Source organism: Pseudomonas schmalbachii, from assembly GCF_017589465.1.
GTDB classification, from domain to species: domain Bacteria; phylum Pseudomonadota; class Gammaproteobacteria; order Pseudomonadales; family Pseudomonadaceae; genus Pseudomonas; species Pseudomonas schmalbachii.
The window spans coordinates 295,018-312,473 of the sequence record NZ_JAELYA010000001.1 but is presented as its reverse complement, the minus strand read 5'-3'; the positions used below and the strand labels follow the sequence as shown (position 1 = coordinate 312,473).

Below are 17,456 nucleotides of genomic sequence, written 5' to 3'. Positions count from 1 at the left end.
GGGGCGCTTTTTTGTAGGAGCGAGCTCTGCTCGCGAATGCCGGCCACGCAAAAAGCTTCGCGAGCAGAGCTCGCTCCTACGGGGCACATACCGTAGGAGCAGACATGCCCGCGATTCGCGCCCATGGGGCGCTTCTGTGGCCGTTCTGCTCAGAACCCGCTTTCCCGCAGCGCCACGGCTGCCAGGCGGGTCAGGCCTTCGGCCAGCAGGCTGAGGCGGGCACCGTCGATTTGCAGGCGGCCGCGGGTTTCGTGGAGGGATTCCGGGGGCTGGTCGAGCTGGATCAGCACGTGGAATACCGGCGGATTCGGGATCAGTTCCTCGCCTTCGTTGGCGGTGGCCAGCGGGCCGCCGTGGCGTGAGGCGAGCATCGGGTGTTCCAGGTGGCTGATGCGGGTGGTGCCGATGGCGATCACCCGGCCTGGAAGGGCCACCGGTTGCCCGTCCGGATAGAAGTGCACCTGGGCGCCGGGCTGCAGCCGGTGGATTTCATCCGGCTTGACGTAGGCGTCGACCTGCCAGCGGCTCGGGTCGATCAGCACCCCCAGCGCCTCGCGGCGGCCGACCCACTGGCCCGGCTGCCAGTCCGGGGCGATGTCGCGCCAGACGCCGGCGAACGGCGCCTGCAGGTTCAGCCGCGCCATTTCCGAGCGGGCCGCGCGCGCTTCTTCGAATTGCACCTTGAGCTTCTGGCGGATGGCGATCTGTTCGGCCAGTCCGGACGGGTCGGCCATCAGCCCGGCCAGGCGCGCCCGATAGCCGCTGATGCCGGCCTCGGAGCCGCGCATGCGGGTGGCGATGTCCGGTTCGTCGAGCACCACCAGCGCCTCGCCGGCCTGCACCTGGCCGGCCGGGCGGATCTGCTGCAGCAGCGCCGGATAGGGCGAGAACACGCGGAACTGCTGCTCAGCCCGCGCCACGCCGACCGCTGCCACCTGGGTGCGCCAGGGCAGGGCGAGCAATAGCAGGAGCAGGGCCATCACCCCCCAGAACACCCGCCGGCGGCTGGAGGGGACATGGGCGCGGGCGCCCCACCAGTATTTCAGTTCGCGCCACACCGGCATGACGATGAACCAGGCGATTTCCACGGCGAACAGGAAGATTCCCAGCAGCTTGAAGAAGAACAGGTAGACCGCCACGGCGATGCCGAGGAACAGCACCAGCCGGTAGACCCAGGTGACGAAGGCGAAGGCGACCAGCATGCGCCGCTTCTCGGCCGGCATCGGTTCCGGCCAGGGTTCCTGCAGGCCGAGCAGCCGGCGGCGCAGGGTGACGCGGGCGAACGCCGAGGAACGTTCGTGCAGGTTGGGGAAGTCGAGCAGGTCGGAGAGGATGAAATAGCCGTCGAAGCGCATGAACGGGCTGGCGTTCAGCGCCAGTGACAGCACCCAGCTGGTGGTCGCCAGGTAGAGCAGCGCGTTGCGCCATGCGCCCGGATCGCTCAGCGCCCAGCCGAGGGTGGCGAGGCCGGCCAGCGCCAGTTCGGTGAGGATGCCGGCGGAGGCGATCGCCAGGCGCTGCTTCGAGCTGTGCAGTTTCCAGCTTTCCCCGGTGTCGGTGTAGAGCATCGGCCACATCACCACGAAGGCGATGCCCATGTGCGCCACACGCAGTCCCAGGCGCGTGGCGACCAGCGCGTGGCCCAGCTCGTGCAGGGTCTTCGCCACCATCAGGGCGAGGGCGAAGCTGAGAAGCCCCTCGGCGGAGAACGACTCGACCACGTCGTGGCTGAAGGTGTCCCACTGGTGCAGCACCAGCACGATGCCGAGCACGCCGAGGGCGATCACCAGCAGCGCCATGAACGGATGGAACAGCCAGTCCAGGCTGCGCGCCAGGCCGCCGAGGAAGCGCTGCGGGCGGACCAGCGGGATGCGGAAGAACAGGTAGTGGTGCAGCCACCAGCGCCAGCTCAGCCAGGCGTTGCCCTGGTCGCGCTGGCGCAGGCGTTCCAGCGCTTGCGGGCCGAGGCGCAGCAACTGGTTGCGTTCGAGGAATTCGTTGAACTGCAGGACTTGCTCCGGCTCCGGCTTCAACGCCGTCTGCGCGCCGATCTGCTCGCTGATCGCCTTGGCCGACTGGCCCCAGCGCAGCAGGCATTCGAACTCCAGCCAGCCGATGCGGTAGAAGCGGTTGAGCACCGTGTCCTGGATCACCCAGGCCGGTTCTCCGCTGGCGCCGGTGGCCGCTTCGCTCAGGCGCAGGTCTTCGCGCAGTGGCGGCAGCGGCGCGTCGAGGGGGAGCGTGTCCATCACCAGCCCGTCCAGGCGCGCAGGCTGGCCAGCGGCCGGCGCAGCAGGTAGTAGCCGAGCAGGACCCGCTCGCCGTACAGCTTGGCGGTGCCATGCAGGCCCAGGCGGGCGTGGGCGGGATGTTCGTCGATGCTCGCCAGCAGGCGGTAGGAGGCCACGCCTTCGTCGCTCGGCCGGGCCTGGTAGCTGGTTTCCAGGATGCGCCCCTTCAGCGGTTGCAGCGGATAGGCGGTGAGGAACAGCGTCACCTCGGCGCCGGGTTCGAGGGCGATGGCGTCGGCCACGGCGAGCTGGATGCGCATCGCCGGCTGCGCCGGGTCGGCCACCAGCATGATCCGCTCGCCGGTGACCACCGGTTTGCCCAGCCAGTCGTTGGGATCGCTGTACACCGCCACCCCGGCCCGCGGCGAAGTCACCTGGGTGCGCTGCAACTGGGAGCGCACGGCTGCCAGTTCGGCGCGGCGTTGGGCGGCGCGGCTGCCGAGCAGGGTCAGTTCGTTCTTGCTCTGGGGATTGTCGAAGGCGCGCTGGTTGGCGGCCAGCAACTCGGCGTCGGCCACCGCCACCTCGCTGCCGAGCACTTCGGCGCGGTTGCGCAGGGTGGTCTCGTCGAGGGCGAACAGCGGTGTGCCGGCCTCGACCGTCTGGTTGGGGCGTACCTGCATGCGGGCGATCACGCCGTCGATGGGCGAGCTGACGATCTGCGCCTCATGGGAAACGATTTCCGCCGGGGCGAGGGCGGTCTGGCGCACCGGGATCAGCAGCACCAGCAGGGCGCAGGCCAGCGCCAGCAGGGTCCTGCGCCGTCCTGGCCGCCAACGTGACAGGCGGCGCCGGCTGGCCAGCGCTTCCCAGCAGTAGCCATAGGTCCGCCACAGGCCGGACAGATGCTGTTGCAGGCCCTCCGCCGGCGCCTCGTCGAGGAGGAACAGCAGCAGCCCGAGACGCTGGCCGTCCTTGCCCTGCAGTGGCACGCACCAGAGTCCGGCGGGCCACCATTCCGTCCAGCCGTCGGCGATCTCCGCCGGCGGGTCGAGACTCTCGCGGGCCAGCCAGCGTGGCTCGCTGCCGTCGACCTGACTGCCCACCCAGCGGCTGGCGCGTTGCAGCCAGACCAGATAGGGCGAGTCCTCGCTGGGCCGCGCCAGGCCGGACACGCACAGCAGGTCGAGATTCGTGCCGCGCTGGGCGAAGACCAGCGCCTGGTGGAAACGCAGCAGCGGATAGAGGTCGTTGGCCATGCCGAACGCCAGCGCCTGCAGCGAGTCGGCCTCCAGCGCGCGATCGCGCAGAGCCGCCAGTCCCGCGAGGAACTGGATGCCGGGCGAGGGTTCACTGACGGTCATCGGGGAACCGCGCGGTACCGGTCATCCCGGCGATCAGCTCGGGATGCTCGGCATCCAGTCGCGCCTCCAGTTCCACGGTCTGCGCCACCGCGTCAACCCGCGAGTTGATCGCGCTGATCCGTGCCGGATAGGTCTTGCCGGTTTCGAGGATGCTGACTTCCAGCGGCATGTCCACCTTCAGCCCTTGCAGCAGCCGGGACGGCACGTTGAGCCGGACCTTGAGCGCGCCGGTGCTGACCAGGTCGAACAGCGGGGTGCCGGCATTCACCGTCTGGTACGGCTTCGCATGGACCTTGGCGACGCGCCCGGCGAACGGCGCCACGACGTTGCAGTAGCCGGCCTGCGCCTGGGCCAGCGCGCGGGCGCCCTCGGTCTTGCGCACCTCGGTGTTGGCCATCGCCACTTCCAGGTCGCCCACCGCATCCAGCTTGCGCAGGTTGCGCTTGGCTTCGAGGTTCTGCCGGGCCATGGTCAGCTCGGAGTCGGCGACCCGTGCGCGGGCCTGCGCCTCGGTGCAGTTGAACTGGGCGAGCACGGCGTTCTTCGCGACCGTCTGGCCGAGGGCCGCGCGCAGTTCGCCGAGGGTGCCGTTCATCTGGCTGGACAGGGTGGTTTCGAGGTCCGCCGCCAGCAGCACGCGGATCGCCCCCGGCTCTTCCATGCCGCCGGGGAGGGTGGGTTCTTCGGCCTGCGTGGCCGGGGTGGTGAGGACTAGCAGCAGCGGCAACATCATGAATCTACGGCTGGTACGAGGCATTGGCCATTCCTTGGGGACTGGGTTCCTGGGTGCTGGCGAGCAGGTTGCGGCCTTCCTGGGCGGAGAGGGTGCGTTCGATCTCCCGCGCCAGGCTCTTGATGTCGTGTTTGTCGATCTGCTCCGGCAGCACGTCCAGGCCGATCGAGTTGTACAGCCGGCCCCAGGCCGCCTGGGCGCTGGAGTAGGCCGCTTCGCGCTGGTAGCGCGACAGCAGGTAGCGGCCCTCGGCGCGGATCAGTTCGAGTTCGGAACCGATGGTGGTGCTCTTCGCCGCCTTGGCGTAGTTCAGCAGGCTTTCGTCGACGCGCAGGCTCTCGTCGGTGAACTCGACTTCCTGGCGCGCCAACTGGTAGCGCAGGGCGCCGACCCGCACCTGGGTGAGAATCGCCATGGACAGCGCGATGCGCCGGGCGTCGTCGGTCTTCTCCTGGGATTCCGCGGCGGCATTCAGCGCGGGCAACTGCGCCAGGCGCAGGAGGTTCATCGATACCTGTACGCCGGTCTCCCACCAGTCGCTGTTGTAGAGGAACTTGTTGGAGTCGTACTGGAAGCCGTAGCTCAGCGTCACGTTCGGCCATACCTGGGCCTTGGCGATCTTCAGGTCGGTGGCCGAGACGCGCTTGCGATACCACTCTTCCATGATCTCCGGGCGGTTCTCCAGCGACAGCTGTTCCAGGCGATCCATGTCCGCCTTGAGCAGCGGCAGCGGCGGCTCGCTCTGGTCGGCGAGGACCATCCGCGAGCCCGGTGGCAGCGACATCAGCGCGGCCAGTTCGGCCTGGGCGAATTCCAGGTCCTGGCGGCGCACGGTCAGCAGGTACACCGAGTCGAGCAGGGCGCGCTGGTAGGCGAGGATTTCCTGGCGCGGCAGCAGGCCCCTGTTCTCGGCCTCGCGGGCGGCGGTCAGTGCCTGGTGGGTGCGCATCAGCAGGTTGTCCACCTGAGGCATCAGCTGTTGCGCGCCGAGCGCGCGCCAGTAGGCGTTGCGCACGTCCTGCAGGACGTTCTGCGCCACCTTGCGCCGGCGTTCCTCGGCCATCTGGATTTCGTCGGTGCGCTGCTGGTTGCGGTAGTAGGCCACGCCGAAGTCCAGCAGGCTCCAGCTCAGGCCGAGGCCGTAGAGTTCGCGGTAGCGCTCCTCTGAGGTGGACGCGCGCAGGGATTCCTGGCGGTCCTCGATGCCGATCGAGGTGCCGCCGGAGTCGTTGTTGCGCCCGGCGTAGCCGGCAGAGGCCACCAGCCGCGGCAGCATCTCGTGGCTGGTCACGTCCTTGAGGTTGGAGGCCAGCGCGCTTTCCATCAGCTTGAGGCGGTAGTCGAGGTTGTACTTGAGGGCGCGTGCGGCCGCCTCGTAGAAGGTGAGCGGCGTACTCACCGGCTCCTGCTCGGAATACATGCTCGCCTGGTCGACGATCAGCCGATGGCGCTTTTCCTCTTCCGTGTAGGGCTTCGGGTCCAGCGAAGTACAGGCAGCGAGTACCGCCGAAGCGACGGCGACGCCGAGAAGCGAGTAGGCATATCTGGACATATTCACCTGCGCGGTCCTGGTTCTTCCGATGAATCGTGGCGTGCCAGCCAGCCGGGGTGCAGGCGCTGCGCGGCGGCCTGCAGTTGCGCGCTGAAGCCCGGGGCGGTGCGTACCGGGGCCTCGGCCTGCGCCGGGCCGCGGGTCAGGCTTTCGGCATCGCTGGCGAATACTGAGGGACTGGCGAGCAGTCCGTCGGCGCTGAGATTGATGCGCTCGTGGCGCCCGAGCATCCAGGCCAGGTCCAGGTTGCTGTCCAGGCGGCTGGCGGCCACCTGTTCGGCGACGAACTGGCCTTCCACCACGCCGAGGCCGGCGCCGATGGACTCGCTGCGGATTTCCTCCGGCAGGCCGAGGCGCAGGTTGCCGCCGCTGGCGCCCCAGGAGGACAGTTCGAGCAGCTTGGACTCGCGCTCCACCACCGGGCCGACGAATACCGCCGGGTCGATGTCCGGCAGCGGCAGGTGGATGAAGCGGGTGTCGCCGCGCTGGCTGAACATCGGCGGGTTGTCCGGCGCGGGGATGAAGGGCGCGGCGATATCCAGGGTGATCACCAGTTCGGCCTGGTCGGTGGCACCGGCGAGGTCGGCGATGGTGTAGGTGAAGACGTCCTGCAGCACCCGGCCAAGTCCGGCGGCGGCCAGCACTTCCGGGTTGCTCAGGTCGATGGCGTAGGTGTAGCTACCGTCGGCATTGAGGATCAGCGTGCCGTAGCGCCCGGCCAGCGGCTGGCCGACCGTGCCGGCGCTGCCGCTGCCCGACTCGGCGCCGGTGCGGATGCCGACCACCTGCAGGGCATCGCCGTTGTCGATGTCGCCGTCGTTGGGCAGCACGTTGCCGCTGGCCTGCGGCGACGGTGTCTGGTCGAGGGCGACGTTGCTGTCGCTCTGCGCCACCGGGTTGTCGTTGGCGCCCTGGATGGTGATGGTCAGGCGCGCCACGGAGGTGGCGCCGGCGGTATCGGCCATGGTGTAGGTGAAGGTTTCGCTGAGCGTCTCGCCGGCGGTGCGCAGCGCCTGCACGGTGGGGTTGGCATCGTCCACCACGTAGCTGTAGCTGCCGTCGGCGTTGATCAGCAACTGGCCGAAGCGGCCGGCCACGACCTGTCCGGCGGCGCCGCTCTGGCCGGTTTCGCTGGCGAACTGCAGCACCTGTTTCGTCTCGCCGTTGGCGATGCTGTCGACGTCGGTGTCGTTGGCCAGCACGTTGCCGAGCCCCGGTGCGCCCGGCGTGCCGTTGGCGATGCCGCCGGCCTCGATGGCGATGGAGGCGTCGTCGTTGGCGATGGGGGTGTCGTTGCGCCCGCTGACGATGATCGTCAGTTGCGAGCTGGCCGTTGCGCCCAGCGCATCCCGCAGGGTGTAGGTGAAGGTTTCGCTGAGGATCTGGCCATCGGTGCGCAGGGCCTCGACCTCCGGCAGGCTGTTGTCGAGCACGTAGCTCCAGGTGCCGTCGGCATTCAGCGTCAGGTCGCCATACAGGCCGCGCAGAGGCGCGCCCAGGGTGCCGGCGGTGCTGCCGGTACTGACGCCGGTGACCGTGAGCTGGTCGCCTTCCAGGTCGGTGTCGTTGGCCAGCACATTGCCGGTGGGGTTGAAACCAGGCGTGGCGTTGTTCAGGCCACCGGCTTCGATGGCGACGCCTTCGTCGGTGTTGGGTGTCGGGGTGTCGTTGCGGCCGCGGATGATGATGTGCAGTTCCGCCAGGTCGCTCAGGGTGCCGAGGTCGGTCACCTGGTAGGTGAAGACGTCCTCGACGAACTGCAGCGGACCGAGCGCCAGGATTTCCGGGTTACTGGAGTCGACGAGATAAACGTAGCTGCCGTTGGCGCCGATTATCAGCGTGCCGAAGCGGCCGGTGAGCACCGTTCCGTTGACATTGGTAGTGCCCTCCGCGATCGGCGACAGCGTGCCGCCGAGGAGTTCGCTTCCCACACGGATGGCGCTGCCGCGGTCCTGGTCGTTGAAGTCGACGTCGGTGTCGTTGGCCAGCACGTTGCCGGTCGGGTTGACCGCATTGCCATTGCCGTTGTCGGCGGCGGCCAGGGCGAAGTCGTTGCGGGCGACCGGCGCATCGTAGGCACCGCGGATAAGGATGTTGAGCTGCGCGATGTCGGTGGCGCCGGCGGTGTCGCGCATGCTGTAGGTGAACTGCTCGACCAGGCTGTCGCCGATCTTCAGTCCCTGCACGGCGGGCAGGTCGTTGTTCACCACGTAGGTGTAGCTGCCGTCGGCCGCCACGGTGAGGGTGCCGTACAGACCCTGGATGCTCTGGCTGCCATTGACTGCGGTGAAGGGCGCGGAGGCCGCTTCGGGGCCTGCGCGGACGCCGGTCAGGACCTTGCCGTCGTTGGCATCGACATCGGTATCGTTGGTCAGCAGGTTGCCGCTGGGATCGATGCCCGGAATGTCGTTGAAGGTGCCGCCGGCCTCGACGGCGAGGGCCGAGTCGTTCACCGCTATCGGGTTGTCGTTGCGGCCCTGGATGGTGATGGTGAGCAGTGCCGAACTGGTCGCGCCGGCCAGGTCGCGGATGCTGTAGGTGAAGCTCTCGCGCAGGACATCGAGCGGCGTGCGCAGGGCCTGCACGGCCGGGTTGGCGTTGTCGAGCACATAGGTGTAGCTGCCGTCGGCGTTCAGCGTGAGGGTGCCGTAGGTGCCGATGAAGGATGTGCCGACGGTGCCGACATTGGAGCCCTGGCCCACGGAAATCACGCTCAGGGTTTCGCCGAATGCGTCCACATCGGTGTCGTTGGCGAGCACGTTGCCGGTCGGATCGATCCCCGGTGCGTTGTTGTTCAGGCCGCCGGCCTCGACGGCGATGGCGTTGTCGTTGTTCGCCACCGGCGCATCGTTGGCGCCGACGATGGTGATGGTCAGGGTGGCGCGGTCCTCGGCACCGGCGGTGTCGCTCACCGTGTAGCTGAACTGGTCGGTTAGGGTGTTGGCGCTGGTGCGCAGGGCCTGCACCTCGGCCATGGCGTTGTCCAGCCGGTAGCTGTAGCTGCCGTCGGCGTTCAGCGTCAGCCAGCCGTAGGTGCCGCGCAGCTCGGTGCCGAGGGTGCCGGCGGTGCCGGTTCCGGCTTCGGCGCCGGTGCGCACCGAGGAAACCGCCTGGGTCTCGCCGTAGTTGATCGGGTCGGCCGGAATCTCGCCGCCGTCCACGTCGGTGTCATTGGCCAGTACGTTGCCGACCGGATCGACGCCGGCCTGGCCGTTGTTGATTCCGCCGGCTTCCACGGCGGTGGCGGCGTCGTCGGCGGCGACCGGATTGTCGTTCTGGCCGAAGATCAGCACGATGATTTCGCCGGCATCGGTTTCCGGCGTCGGCTGCACGCCATCGGAAAGGGTGTAGGTGAAGCGCTCCGACAATATGTCGGTGATGTCGCGCAGGGCCTGCACGTCCGGATTGTCGTTGTTCACCACGTAGTCGAAGGTGCCGTCGGGGCGGATGGTCAGGCTGCCGTAGAGGCCGACGATCGTCGTGCCCGCCGGGAGGACCGGGACGCCGGTGCCGGGTGCGCCTTCCGCGCCGGCGCGGATCAGCGTCACCGTCAGCGGGTCGCCGTCGGGGTCGAAGGCGTTGGCGGTGGCGTCACCGCTGGGATTGACCCCCGGCGTGCCGTTGCCCACTCCGCCGGCTTCCCTGGCGATGACCACCACGTTCTGCGCCACCGGCGGGTCGTTCACGCCGCGCACGATGATGTGCAGTTGCGCCTGATCGGTCAGCCCGGCGGTATCGGTGATCTCGTAGGTGAAGAACTCGTCCAGCGTCTCGCCGGGGCCGAGGGCCTGCACCGCCGCGTTAGTGCTGTCCACGTCATAGAAGAACGAGCCGTCGGCGCCGATGCGCAGGGTGCCGTACAGGCCGTTGATCACGGTGCCATCGGCCTGGGTGGTGCCGCCGTCCACGCCGGTCAGCGCGCCGCCCGCGGTTTCCTCGCCGACGCGGATGCCGGTGACGTTGAGCAGGGTATTGGGCCGGTCGGTGCGGTCGACGTCCTGGTCCACGCCGTTGCCGCCCGGCTGGTTGATGTCGCCCGGCCGGCTGGGGAAGAGGATGACGTTGCCGGTCGGATTGCTTTCCTGGGCATTGCCATTGGTCGAGGCAGCCTGGGCGGCGGCCTGGTCGTCGCTGGCGACGGGGTTGTCGTTGGCGCCATTGATGACGATGCGCAGCTGGGCGATGTCGTTGAGGCCGCCGAGATCGGTCACCTGGTAGCTGAAGAATTCGATCAGGGTGTCGCCGGCGACCAGCCGCTGGACTGCCGTGTTGTTGTTATCCAGCACGTAGCGATAGCTGCCGTCGGCGCCGATGGTCAGGGTGCCGAAGGTGCCGACGATGACGGTGCCGTTGGTGCTGTTGGTGCCGGCGGGGACGTTTATCAGCGTGCCGGGCGCGGTTTCGCGCAGGTTGCGGATGCCGGTGACGGTGCGGGCGTCGCCGTTGTCCACGTCGGTGTCGTTGGCCAGCACGTTGCCGGTGGCGTCGCTGCCCGGCGTGCCGTTGAGCACGCCGCCGGCCTCGGTGGCGGAGCCGTCGTCGTCCACGCCGACCGGGGTGTCGTTGGCGCCGTGGATGGTCACGGTGAGGGTGGAGCTGGAGAGCAGCCCGCCAAGGTCGGAAATCGTGTAGGTGAACTGCTCCACCAGCGTCTCGCCGGCCAGGCGCAGGGCCTGCACGCGCGGGTCGTCGTTGTGCACCACGTACTCGAAGCCGCCGGCGGCGGTCACCACCAGATGGCCGAACGTGCCGTTCACCACCGTGCCGCCGGCGCCGAGGATGGTGGTCGGCGTCTGCCCGGTCAGCCCCATGGACACCACCCGCAGCACGTCGGCGTTGGTGGCGATATCGACGTCGGTGTCGTTGGCCAGCAGGTTGCCGCGCGGATCGACGCCGGGGATGTTGTTGAAGGTGCCGCCGGCTTCCACCGCGTCCGTCACGTCGGGGTTGGCGATGGGCGGGTCGTTCACCGGCTGCAGGACGATCTGCAGGCTGTCCTGGTCGATCAGCGCGTCCTCGGGATTCTCTCCGGGGATGCCGTCGCCGTCGGCATCGCCGAAGTTGCCGAGATCGCTGGTGCGCACCGTCAGGGTGTCGATGCCGTTGAAGTTGAGATTGCCCAGGTAGACCAGGTTGGCCAGCGCGGCGTTGAGATCGGCGAGGTTGCCGGTCAGGGTCAGGCTGGCGCTGTTCGCGCCGGTGACCGTGACGCCCGGCGGCGTGGCCGACAGCGACAGGGTGCCGTTCGCCACCGTCAGGGTGACCTGCAGGGCACGGCCGGCCGTATCAGGATCGCGATTGGCATCGATATCGGCGACCGAGATGCCGGCAATCGGCAGCGGTACGTCTTCAAGGCCGTTCTGGGTGCCGGGCAGGGTGTTCACCGGTGCGTCGTTCTGTTCCACGTAGCCGGCGTCGGCGGCACCCGTGGCGCCTTCGCCGAGGGTGACGACGATCTGCCCGAGCGGGCTGGCGGCATCGGTATCGATGCGCACGCGCAGGTCGCCGATTGGCTGCGGATAGCTGATGGTGCCGGCCGGCGCGTCGATGCGGAAGATGCCCGCCGGCAGCACGCCGAAGCGGTACTGGCCGTTGATATCGGTGACGGCGGAGAACACCAGGTTGTCGGCGGTGCTGGCGAGGTCGCCGTCGGCGCCGGCCCAGGTCAGGGTCACGGTCTGGCCGGGCAGGCCGGGGCCGTCGGGCACCGCGCTGCCGGTGGCGGACCCGGTGTCGTTCCACAGGGTGCCGGCGATGATGCCGAGGCCGGCGCCTTCGCGCAGGATGTAGGTGTTGGGGCCGACCTCGCTGCCGGTGCGCTCGCCGTCCGGCTGGCCGTCGGTGCCGACCGTGGAGCCGCCGAAGGCGGTGAAGTCTTCCGGCAGGCTGGTCCAGGTCAGCACCGCGTTGCTGTTGGCGATGGCGGCGTCGTTCGGCACCGTGACCTGGTAGACGACGTTGATCGCGGTGCCCGGATCGATCTGCGCGAAGTCGATGGTGATGCCGCCGGCATTGCTGAAGGTGACGCCCGGCGGCAGGTTGCCGGGGCCGAAGGTATTGCCGCCGATCTGCAGGCTGATCAGGGTGTAGTTGCTGCCGCCGGGGAAGCTGTCCGTCAGCCGCGTATCGAAGGCCGGCAGGCCGCCGTTCTGGGTGAAGGACACCGACACCGTGGCGGTCCCGGTGGTGCCGGATGGATTCGGATCGAAGCTGGTGACCTGCTTGTTCAGGCCGTTGAAGCCGGGCTCGACGATGGTTTCGGTGTGGATTTCACTGCTGGAGCGATTGACGCCATTGACGAACTCATGGGCCTGCACGTCGAGGGTGGCGCCGGCGACGTTGCTCGCCTGGTTGAGCACGCGGACGTTGAATTCCAGCACGATGCCTTCGAGGTCCGCATCGTTGTTGGCGTTGACCAGGTTGCCCAGGTCGAAGATCACCGTCTGGCTGCCGTCGGGATTGTTGATCACCGTCACCCGCGCGGCATTCAGCAGCGCCACCGGCCCGGCGCCGCTGAGGTCCGCGGTGATCGGCCGCGCCTCGGCGTTGGTTTCGTTGCCTTCTATCTGCAGGCCGCCGGTGAGGGCGAGGAGGGCATCGCTGGTCAGCCCGCCGTTGTTGGAGATCAGCGCGATGCGCAGGTTGTTGCCGGCGGGATCGATGAACTGCAGGCCGTTCTCCAGCTCGATGCGCAGCTGGTAGTTGGGGTTGTCGCCCTCGGGCACCAGCACCGCCAGGCGATAGCGGATCACTTCGCCGACGGTCACCTGTTCGTTCGGTGCGAGGGTGTCGGGCGTCGGCGCCGGGGTATCCGGGAGGCCGCCCACGCGGGACAGCTGCATGGCCTGGTTGACCGGGATGAGCAGGGTCGAGCTGCGCTGGTAGTCGTTGAGCACGCCGCTGTTCAGCGGGCCGTCGACGCCGGTGCGCTCGCCGGCCGGGTTGGCGGTGCCGCCGACGGTGCCGTCGAGGCTGGTCCACTGCACCGTCGCCACGTTGTCGAAGGTCGACTCGGCCGCCGCGGTGGCGTTCACCACGCCGGTCACGCGGATCACGATGCTGCCGCCTTTCACGATGTCGATGTTGGCGCCGGCCACCGTGCGCAATTGGCCGCCGACCAGCTCGAAGTCCGCGCCGCCGTTGTTGGTCGCGCCGTTCAGGTAGGTGACGGTGAACTGCAGGTTGTCCAGTTCGGTGGGCAGCAGGTCGGCGAAGCTGATATCGAAGGCGTTGAAATCGCTGCCCGCGGCGCCGTTGGCGATGGTGATGGTGAATTCCACCGGGTCGCCTTCGTCGAAGCCGTTGAAGTCCGGCGTGGTGACCAGTTGCTGGGTGACCTGCAGGGTCGGTTCGCGGATGAACACGGTCGGCTGGCCATCGATCAGGGTGACGGTGCGCTCCAGCGCCACGGTGCCGTTCGGGGTGTCGCCGTCGGGGTCGCTGAACAGCGCCTGGGCGTTGTTCTGCAGCACGGTGCCGGCCTGGTTGCCGGTGACGTTGCTGGCGACCAGCTGTACGCGGATGACGAAGGTGTTGTTGCCGGTATCGTTGTCGGCCGCGGCGCTGGAGACGCTGAAGGTCCAGCGCACATCGCCGCCGTCGTCGCCTAGGCTGCCGCCGAGCGCGGTGAAGGTCCCCACCGTGATGGTGCCGGCGAAGTCGCCGGTCAGCGCGCCGCTGCCGGCGGCGGTGGTGATCAGCAGGTAGCCCTGGCCGCCGTTGAACGCCGGGTCCAGCCTCAGTCCGGGCGGGATCAGGTCGTCCAGGCGCAGTGTCTGGGTGGTGCCCTCGGGCAGAGTGACGACGATGTCGAACTGCATGCTTTCGCCGATCACCAGGTCCGCGCCGGTGGTGTGGGTGGCGCTGGAATCGCCGTCGTCCAGCGTGCCGCCGGCGAACACCTTGCGCACTTCCGGGGCGGCGACCTGCTGCCCGGCGAGTTCCTGCAGGTCGGTCGGGGTGAAGTCGCTGCCGCCCTCGACGCTCGCGTAGTTGCTGAGGATCGCCGTGCTCTGCAGGCTGCGCGCGGCGGCGATGGCATTGTCGACCACCACGTCGTAGACGATCACCACCATGTTCGCGCCGCTGGCGTCGGCCGGCGTGCCGGCGCGCCCGGCGAGCAGGCTGGCGGTGTTGTTGGCGTCGAGGAAGGTGATGCTGTTGCCGGTCACCGCATAGTCCACGCCGGCCACCAGCAGGGTGCCGTCGCCACGGTAGATCTGCAGGTTGGCGGCGGCCAGGCTGCCGCCGGCGAAGCTCAGCCCCGGCGGCAGGGTGATGCTGGTGACCACGTCGAAGGCGCCGCCGCCTCCGCTATTCTCGATGGCGGTGGCCAGGCGCAGCAGGTCGCCGCCGTCGATGCCGCTGACATCGCCGTTCACTGCATCCAGCTCGGTGACGCTGCCGCTGAAGGGCACGCCGGTGCTGCCCGGCGCGCCCCAGGTGCCGGTGGTGCCGGTCACCGTGCCGTGGCTGGTGGAAACCACACCGTGGCGGATATTCAGCACCGGCTCGGCGACGGAGACGATCACCGCGATATCGGAGGAAATCAGCGTCTGGTCGGTGAGGGTGGTCTGCTGCGTGGATTGCGCCAGCACGTCCAGCGAGCGCTGGTCGGCGAACGGCTGGTCGCCGACGCGCAGGGTGAATTCGACGACGATGCGGCTGCCGTTGATATCGGACGTGACGAAGCTGCCGAAGTCGAACACCACCGAGTTGCCCGGCCCGCTGCTGACCAGTAGCACCGGGCCGGCGTTGCTGTTGCCGGTGCCGATCTGCCACTGGCCGGAGCCGTCGCCGATGGTCCAGGTGATGCCGGACACGTCGAACAGCGGTAGCGGCAGGTAGGCGGTGAGCTGGAAGTTCTCGTAGTCGCCGGTGATCAGGTCGTAGGACAGGCGGAAGGTCACCTCGTCGCCCGGCCGTAGCTCGCCGCTGGGCGGCGGCGCACCGTCGTTGACCTCGACCAGCTGGATATCGACCGTGCTGGTGGGAATGGTGGTGACGCTGCTGGACGTGTCGGACTGCGAGCTGCCGGTGAGGTTGAAGATGTCTTCGAGGATGGTGCCGCTGACCTCGACGGCGTTGCCGACGCTGTCGCCCTCGTTGATCTCGCTGTGCGGCGCGCCGGACGGTGGCGTGTAGCTCTGGCTGATCACCGTGCTGTAGCTGATGACCGCCGTGGCCGCGCCGTCGCGGGTGCTGTCGAAGGCCAGGTCGCCGTTGAACCAGCCGCGGATGCCGGAGAAGGCGTCGCGCAGTGACTGGGCGATATCGATTTCCAGCGAGGTGGTGCCGTCCGGGTTGGTCACCGTCCTGGTCACCAGGGCGATGGTCTGCGTGACGCCGCCCAGGGTCACGGTCATGGTCGGCGTGCCGGTCAGGGTCTGGCCGTCGCCGATCTGGTCGCGTATCACCAGTTCGCCTTCGCCGAAGAAATCCATGCCGTAGGCGAAGAAGTCCGATACCGCCATGTCCAGCCGGTAATTCAGGGTGTCGCCGACGCTGATGCCGGCATGGCCGACGTCCACCTGCAGGGTCGCCGTCTTCAGCAGGGTGATCGACTTGGCGACGAAGCTGGTGTCCTCGCCGGTGGCGGTGAAGTCGATGCTGGTCTCGGGCGGCACCACGTCGCGCGGGTCCAGCGGCACCCACTGGCCGCTGGCGGTGGGCGCATCGATGGTGATGGTGACCGGCGCTCCGGTGGCCGGGTCGAGGATTTGCTGGCCGGTGGAGTCGGCATCCGGCACGTAGAACTGCACCAGGGTGTCGGTAGGTCCCGTGAGCGTGGCGTACGTGACGGTGAACTGGCTGATGAACACGTTGTCGGCGGCGATCAGGGCCGCTATTTCCGCCGGATTGGTGACCACCTGCCCGTCGGCGAGGGTAATGGAGGTCAGCACGCCGCCGGCGGCGGGAGTGATCGCGGTGACCTGGATATTGCCCGGCAGCGGCTGGGTGACCGTCACGTTGGTCAGGGTCTGGCCGTTGGCCGGGGTGACGGTGGTGGTCAGGGTGCGGCCGTAGTTCGGTCCGGTGGCGGTTTCGCCCTCGGGTACGTTGACCGTCTGGGTCGCGGTGATCACCGTCGGGTGGACGATGAAGCTATGGGTGACGGCCTCGATCAGGCTGGGGTCCTGGGTCGGGTCGTCGAGCGCATCGTTGCCGAACTCGAAGCCGCCGCTGACGCGGATGGTCAGGTCCGGCGAGCCGTCGGAGAGGCTGGTGTCGGCCAGGTTGCTCAGGCTCGCGGTGATCTGCACGGAAATGATCGGCTGGTCCTGGGTCACGCTGGCGAAGGGCAGTTCGACTACCACCATCTGGTCGCCGGCGCGCATGCCGAAGTCGGCGGCGTTGATCACCAGGAAGTTGCCGTTGGCGTCCTGGGCCAGCGGGTGGATGGCCTGGCCGTTGGCGTCGAAGGTGATCACGTGGGTGACCAGGTTCTGCCCCAGGTAGCTGGCGGAAATAAAGGTGACGCCGTCGTCGCCGTCCTTGCCGGTGGCGGGCATGAACAGGGTGACGAAGGGCGCGAAGCCGGGCTGGGTCGAGACGTTGGCGAAATCCACGGTGAAGCTGAACTGGTCGCCCAGCAGCACTTCCGCCTCGGCGGTGGGCAGCGTGGTGGTCGGCCCGGCGTCGGCCAGCAGGCCGTCGAAGGCGGCGAGGGCTTCGGCGCCGAGGGCGATGTCGCGGTCGATCAGGCCGCTGCGGACTTCCAGGTTCCAGTCGCCGCCGGCCGCACTGGCGCCGGTGTCATTGCTGGAGGCGCCCACGTCCGCGCCGGTGAATTGCGCCAGCTCCTCGACCAGCGCGCGGCCCGCGGTGCCGGCGCCGATGTTGCAGCCGTAGAGCTGGATGTCCGCACCGGGATTCAGCGAGGCGCGCCAGCCGTCGAGGACATTGGCGACCTGGTCGAGGTTGGCCGCGGTCAGCGTGCGGTTGCCCAGGGTGAATTGCCCGGAGGCGCCGTGGGAGAAGATCTGGATCGAGTCGACCTTGCCCAGCTCGGCGAGGGCGGCGGAGATGGCCGCCAGTCCGTCCTCGGTGGTGTTGACCACCACCGCCTTGACGTCGGCGGGCAGGTCGGCTGTGAGCTGCTCGCGGTTCTCCACGCGGCTGTCGAGCACCAGCAGGTGGCGCGCGGCCGATGGGGCAGGCGGGGCTTCGGTGGGTGAGGGCGGTTCGGCGGTGGCGGCTGGATGCGGGGTTGCATCGGCGGTGTTGGCGTTGTCCGTGTGATGCTGCTCGACGGCACTCGCCGCCGCCCCGTCGAACAGAATGCGGGGCTCCAGGGCAAGAGCATGACTGGCCGGAGCGAAGGCCTTCGGGCGAGGCGTCTGTTGCATATCGCTCACCGCTGCATCCGATCGTTGATCTGGCAAATGCGTCTCTCTGACAAATAGAGGCCCATTGAAAGAACGCTAGTTTCACTTTGCCGGTACTGCCGGACCAAACGGACAGGAGGTCATGCCTCCATCACTGCACATTATTTTCGTCGGTCACCTTCATGGCGAGAACCTGGCCGGCTGGGCAGTTACCGGCTCGTAGGGACTGAGCGTAGACGGGTTTTCGGC

Annotated in this window: 5 protein-coding genes; all 5 read right to left on the bottom strand. The window is 68.4% G+C overall.

The annotated features are described in order from the left end of the window. Nucleotides 1-149: 149 nt before the first annotated feature. From JFY56_RS01300 to JFY56_RS01280, 5 genes are read right to left on the bottom strand one after another with little or no spacing between them, the layout of a single operon-like run. Entirely contained in the window at nt 150-2,249 is a 2,100-nt protein-coding gene (locus tag JFY56_RS01300; protein WP_208311681.1) for an HlyD family efflux transporter periplasmic adaptor subunit, read from the bottom strand. Continuing rightward, nucleotides 2,249-3,595 carry an efflux RND transporter periplasmic adaptor subunit gene (locus JFY56_RS01295; RefSeq protein WP_208311680.1) on the bottom strand — a complete coding sequence of 449 codons (1,347 nt, stop codon included), beginning with the start codon at nt 3,593-3,595 and terminating at the stop codon, nt 2,249-2,251. Before JFY56_RS01295 ends, JFY56_RS01300 begins: the two co-directional genes overlap by 1 nt. After that, on the bottom strand, nt 3,582-4,352 hold the full coding sequence (locus JFY56_RS01290) for an efflux RND transporter periplasmic adaptor subunit (RefSeq protein WP_208311679.1): 771 nt from the start codon (nt 4,350-4,352) through the stop codon (nt 3,582-3,584). Before JFY56_RS01290 ends, JFY56_RS01295 begins: the two co-directional genes overlap by 14 nt. After that, a complete protein-coding gene (locus tag JFY56_RS01285) occupies nt 4,333-5,880 on the bottom strand; it encodes a TolC family protein (protein WP_208312483.1) in 1,548 nt (515 codons plus the stop codon). The genes JFY56_RS01290 and JFY56_RS01285 overlap by 20 nt, the downstream gene beginning before the upstream one ends. Nucleotides 5,881-5,882: 2 nt before the next feature. Next, on the bottom strand, nt 5,883-17,228 hold the full coding sequence (locus tag JFY56_RS01280) for a VCBS domain-containing protein (protein ID WP_208311678.1): 11,346 nt from the start codon (nt 17,226-17,228) through the stop codon (nt 5,883-5,885). Nucleotides 17,229-17,456: the final 228 nt, after the last annotated feature.

Coding starts and splice junctions, on each gene's coding strand:
- JFY56_RS01300 (WP_208311681.1), bottom strand. CDS start 2,249: ATGGACACGCTCCCCCTCGACGCGCCGCTGCCGCCACTGCGCGAAGAC.
- JFY56_RS01295 (WP_208311680.1), bottom strand. CDS start 3,595: ATGACCGTCAGTGAACCCTCGCCCGGCATCCAGTTCCTCGCGGGACTG.
- JFY56_RS01290 (WP_208311679.1), bottom strand. CDS start 4,352: ATGCCTCGTACCAGCCGTAGATTCATGATGTTGCCGCTGCTGCTAGTC.
- JFY56_RS01285 (WP_208312483.1), bottom strand. CDS start 5,880: ATGTCCAGATATGCCTACTCGCTTCTCGGCGTCGCCGTCGCTTCGGCG.
- JFY56_RS01280 (WP_208311678.1), bottom strand. CDS start 17,228: ATGCAACAGACGCCTCGCCCGAAGGCCTTCGCTCCGGCCAGTCATGCT.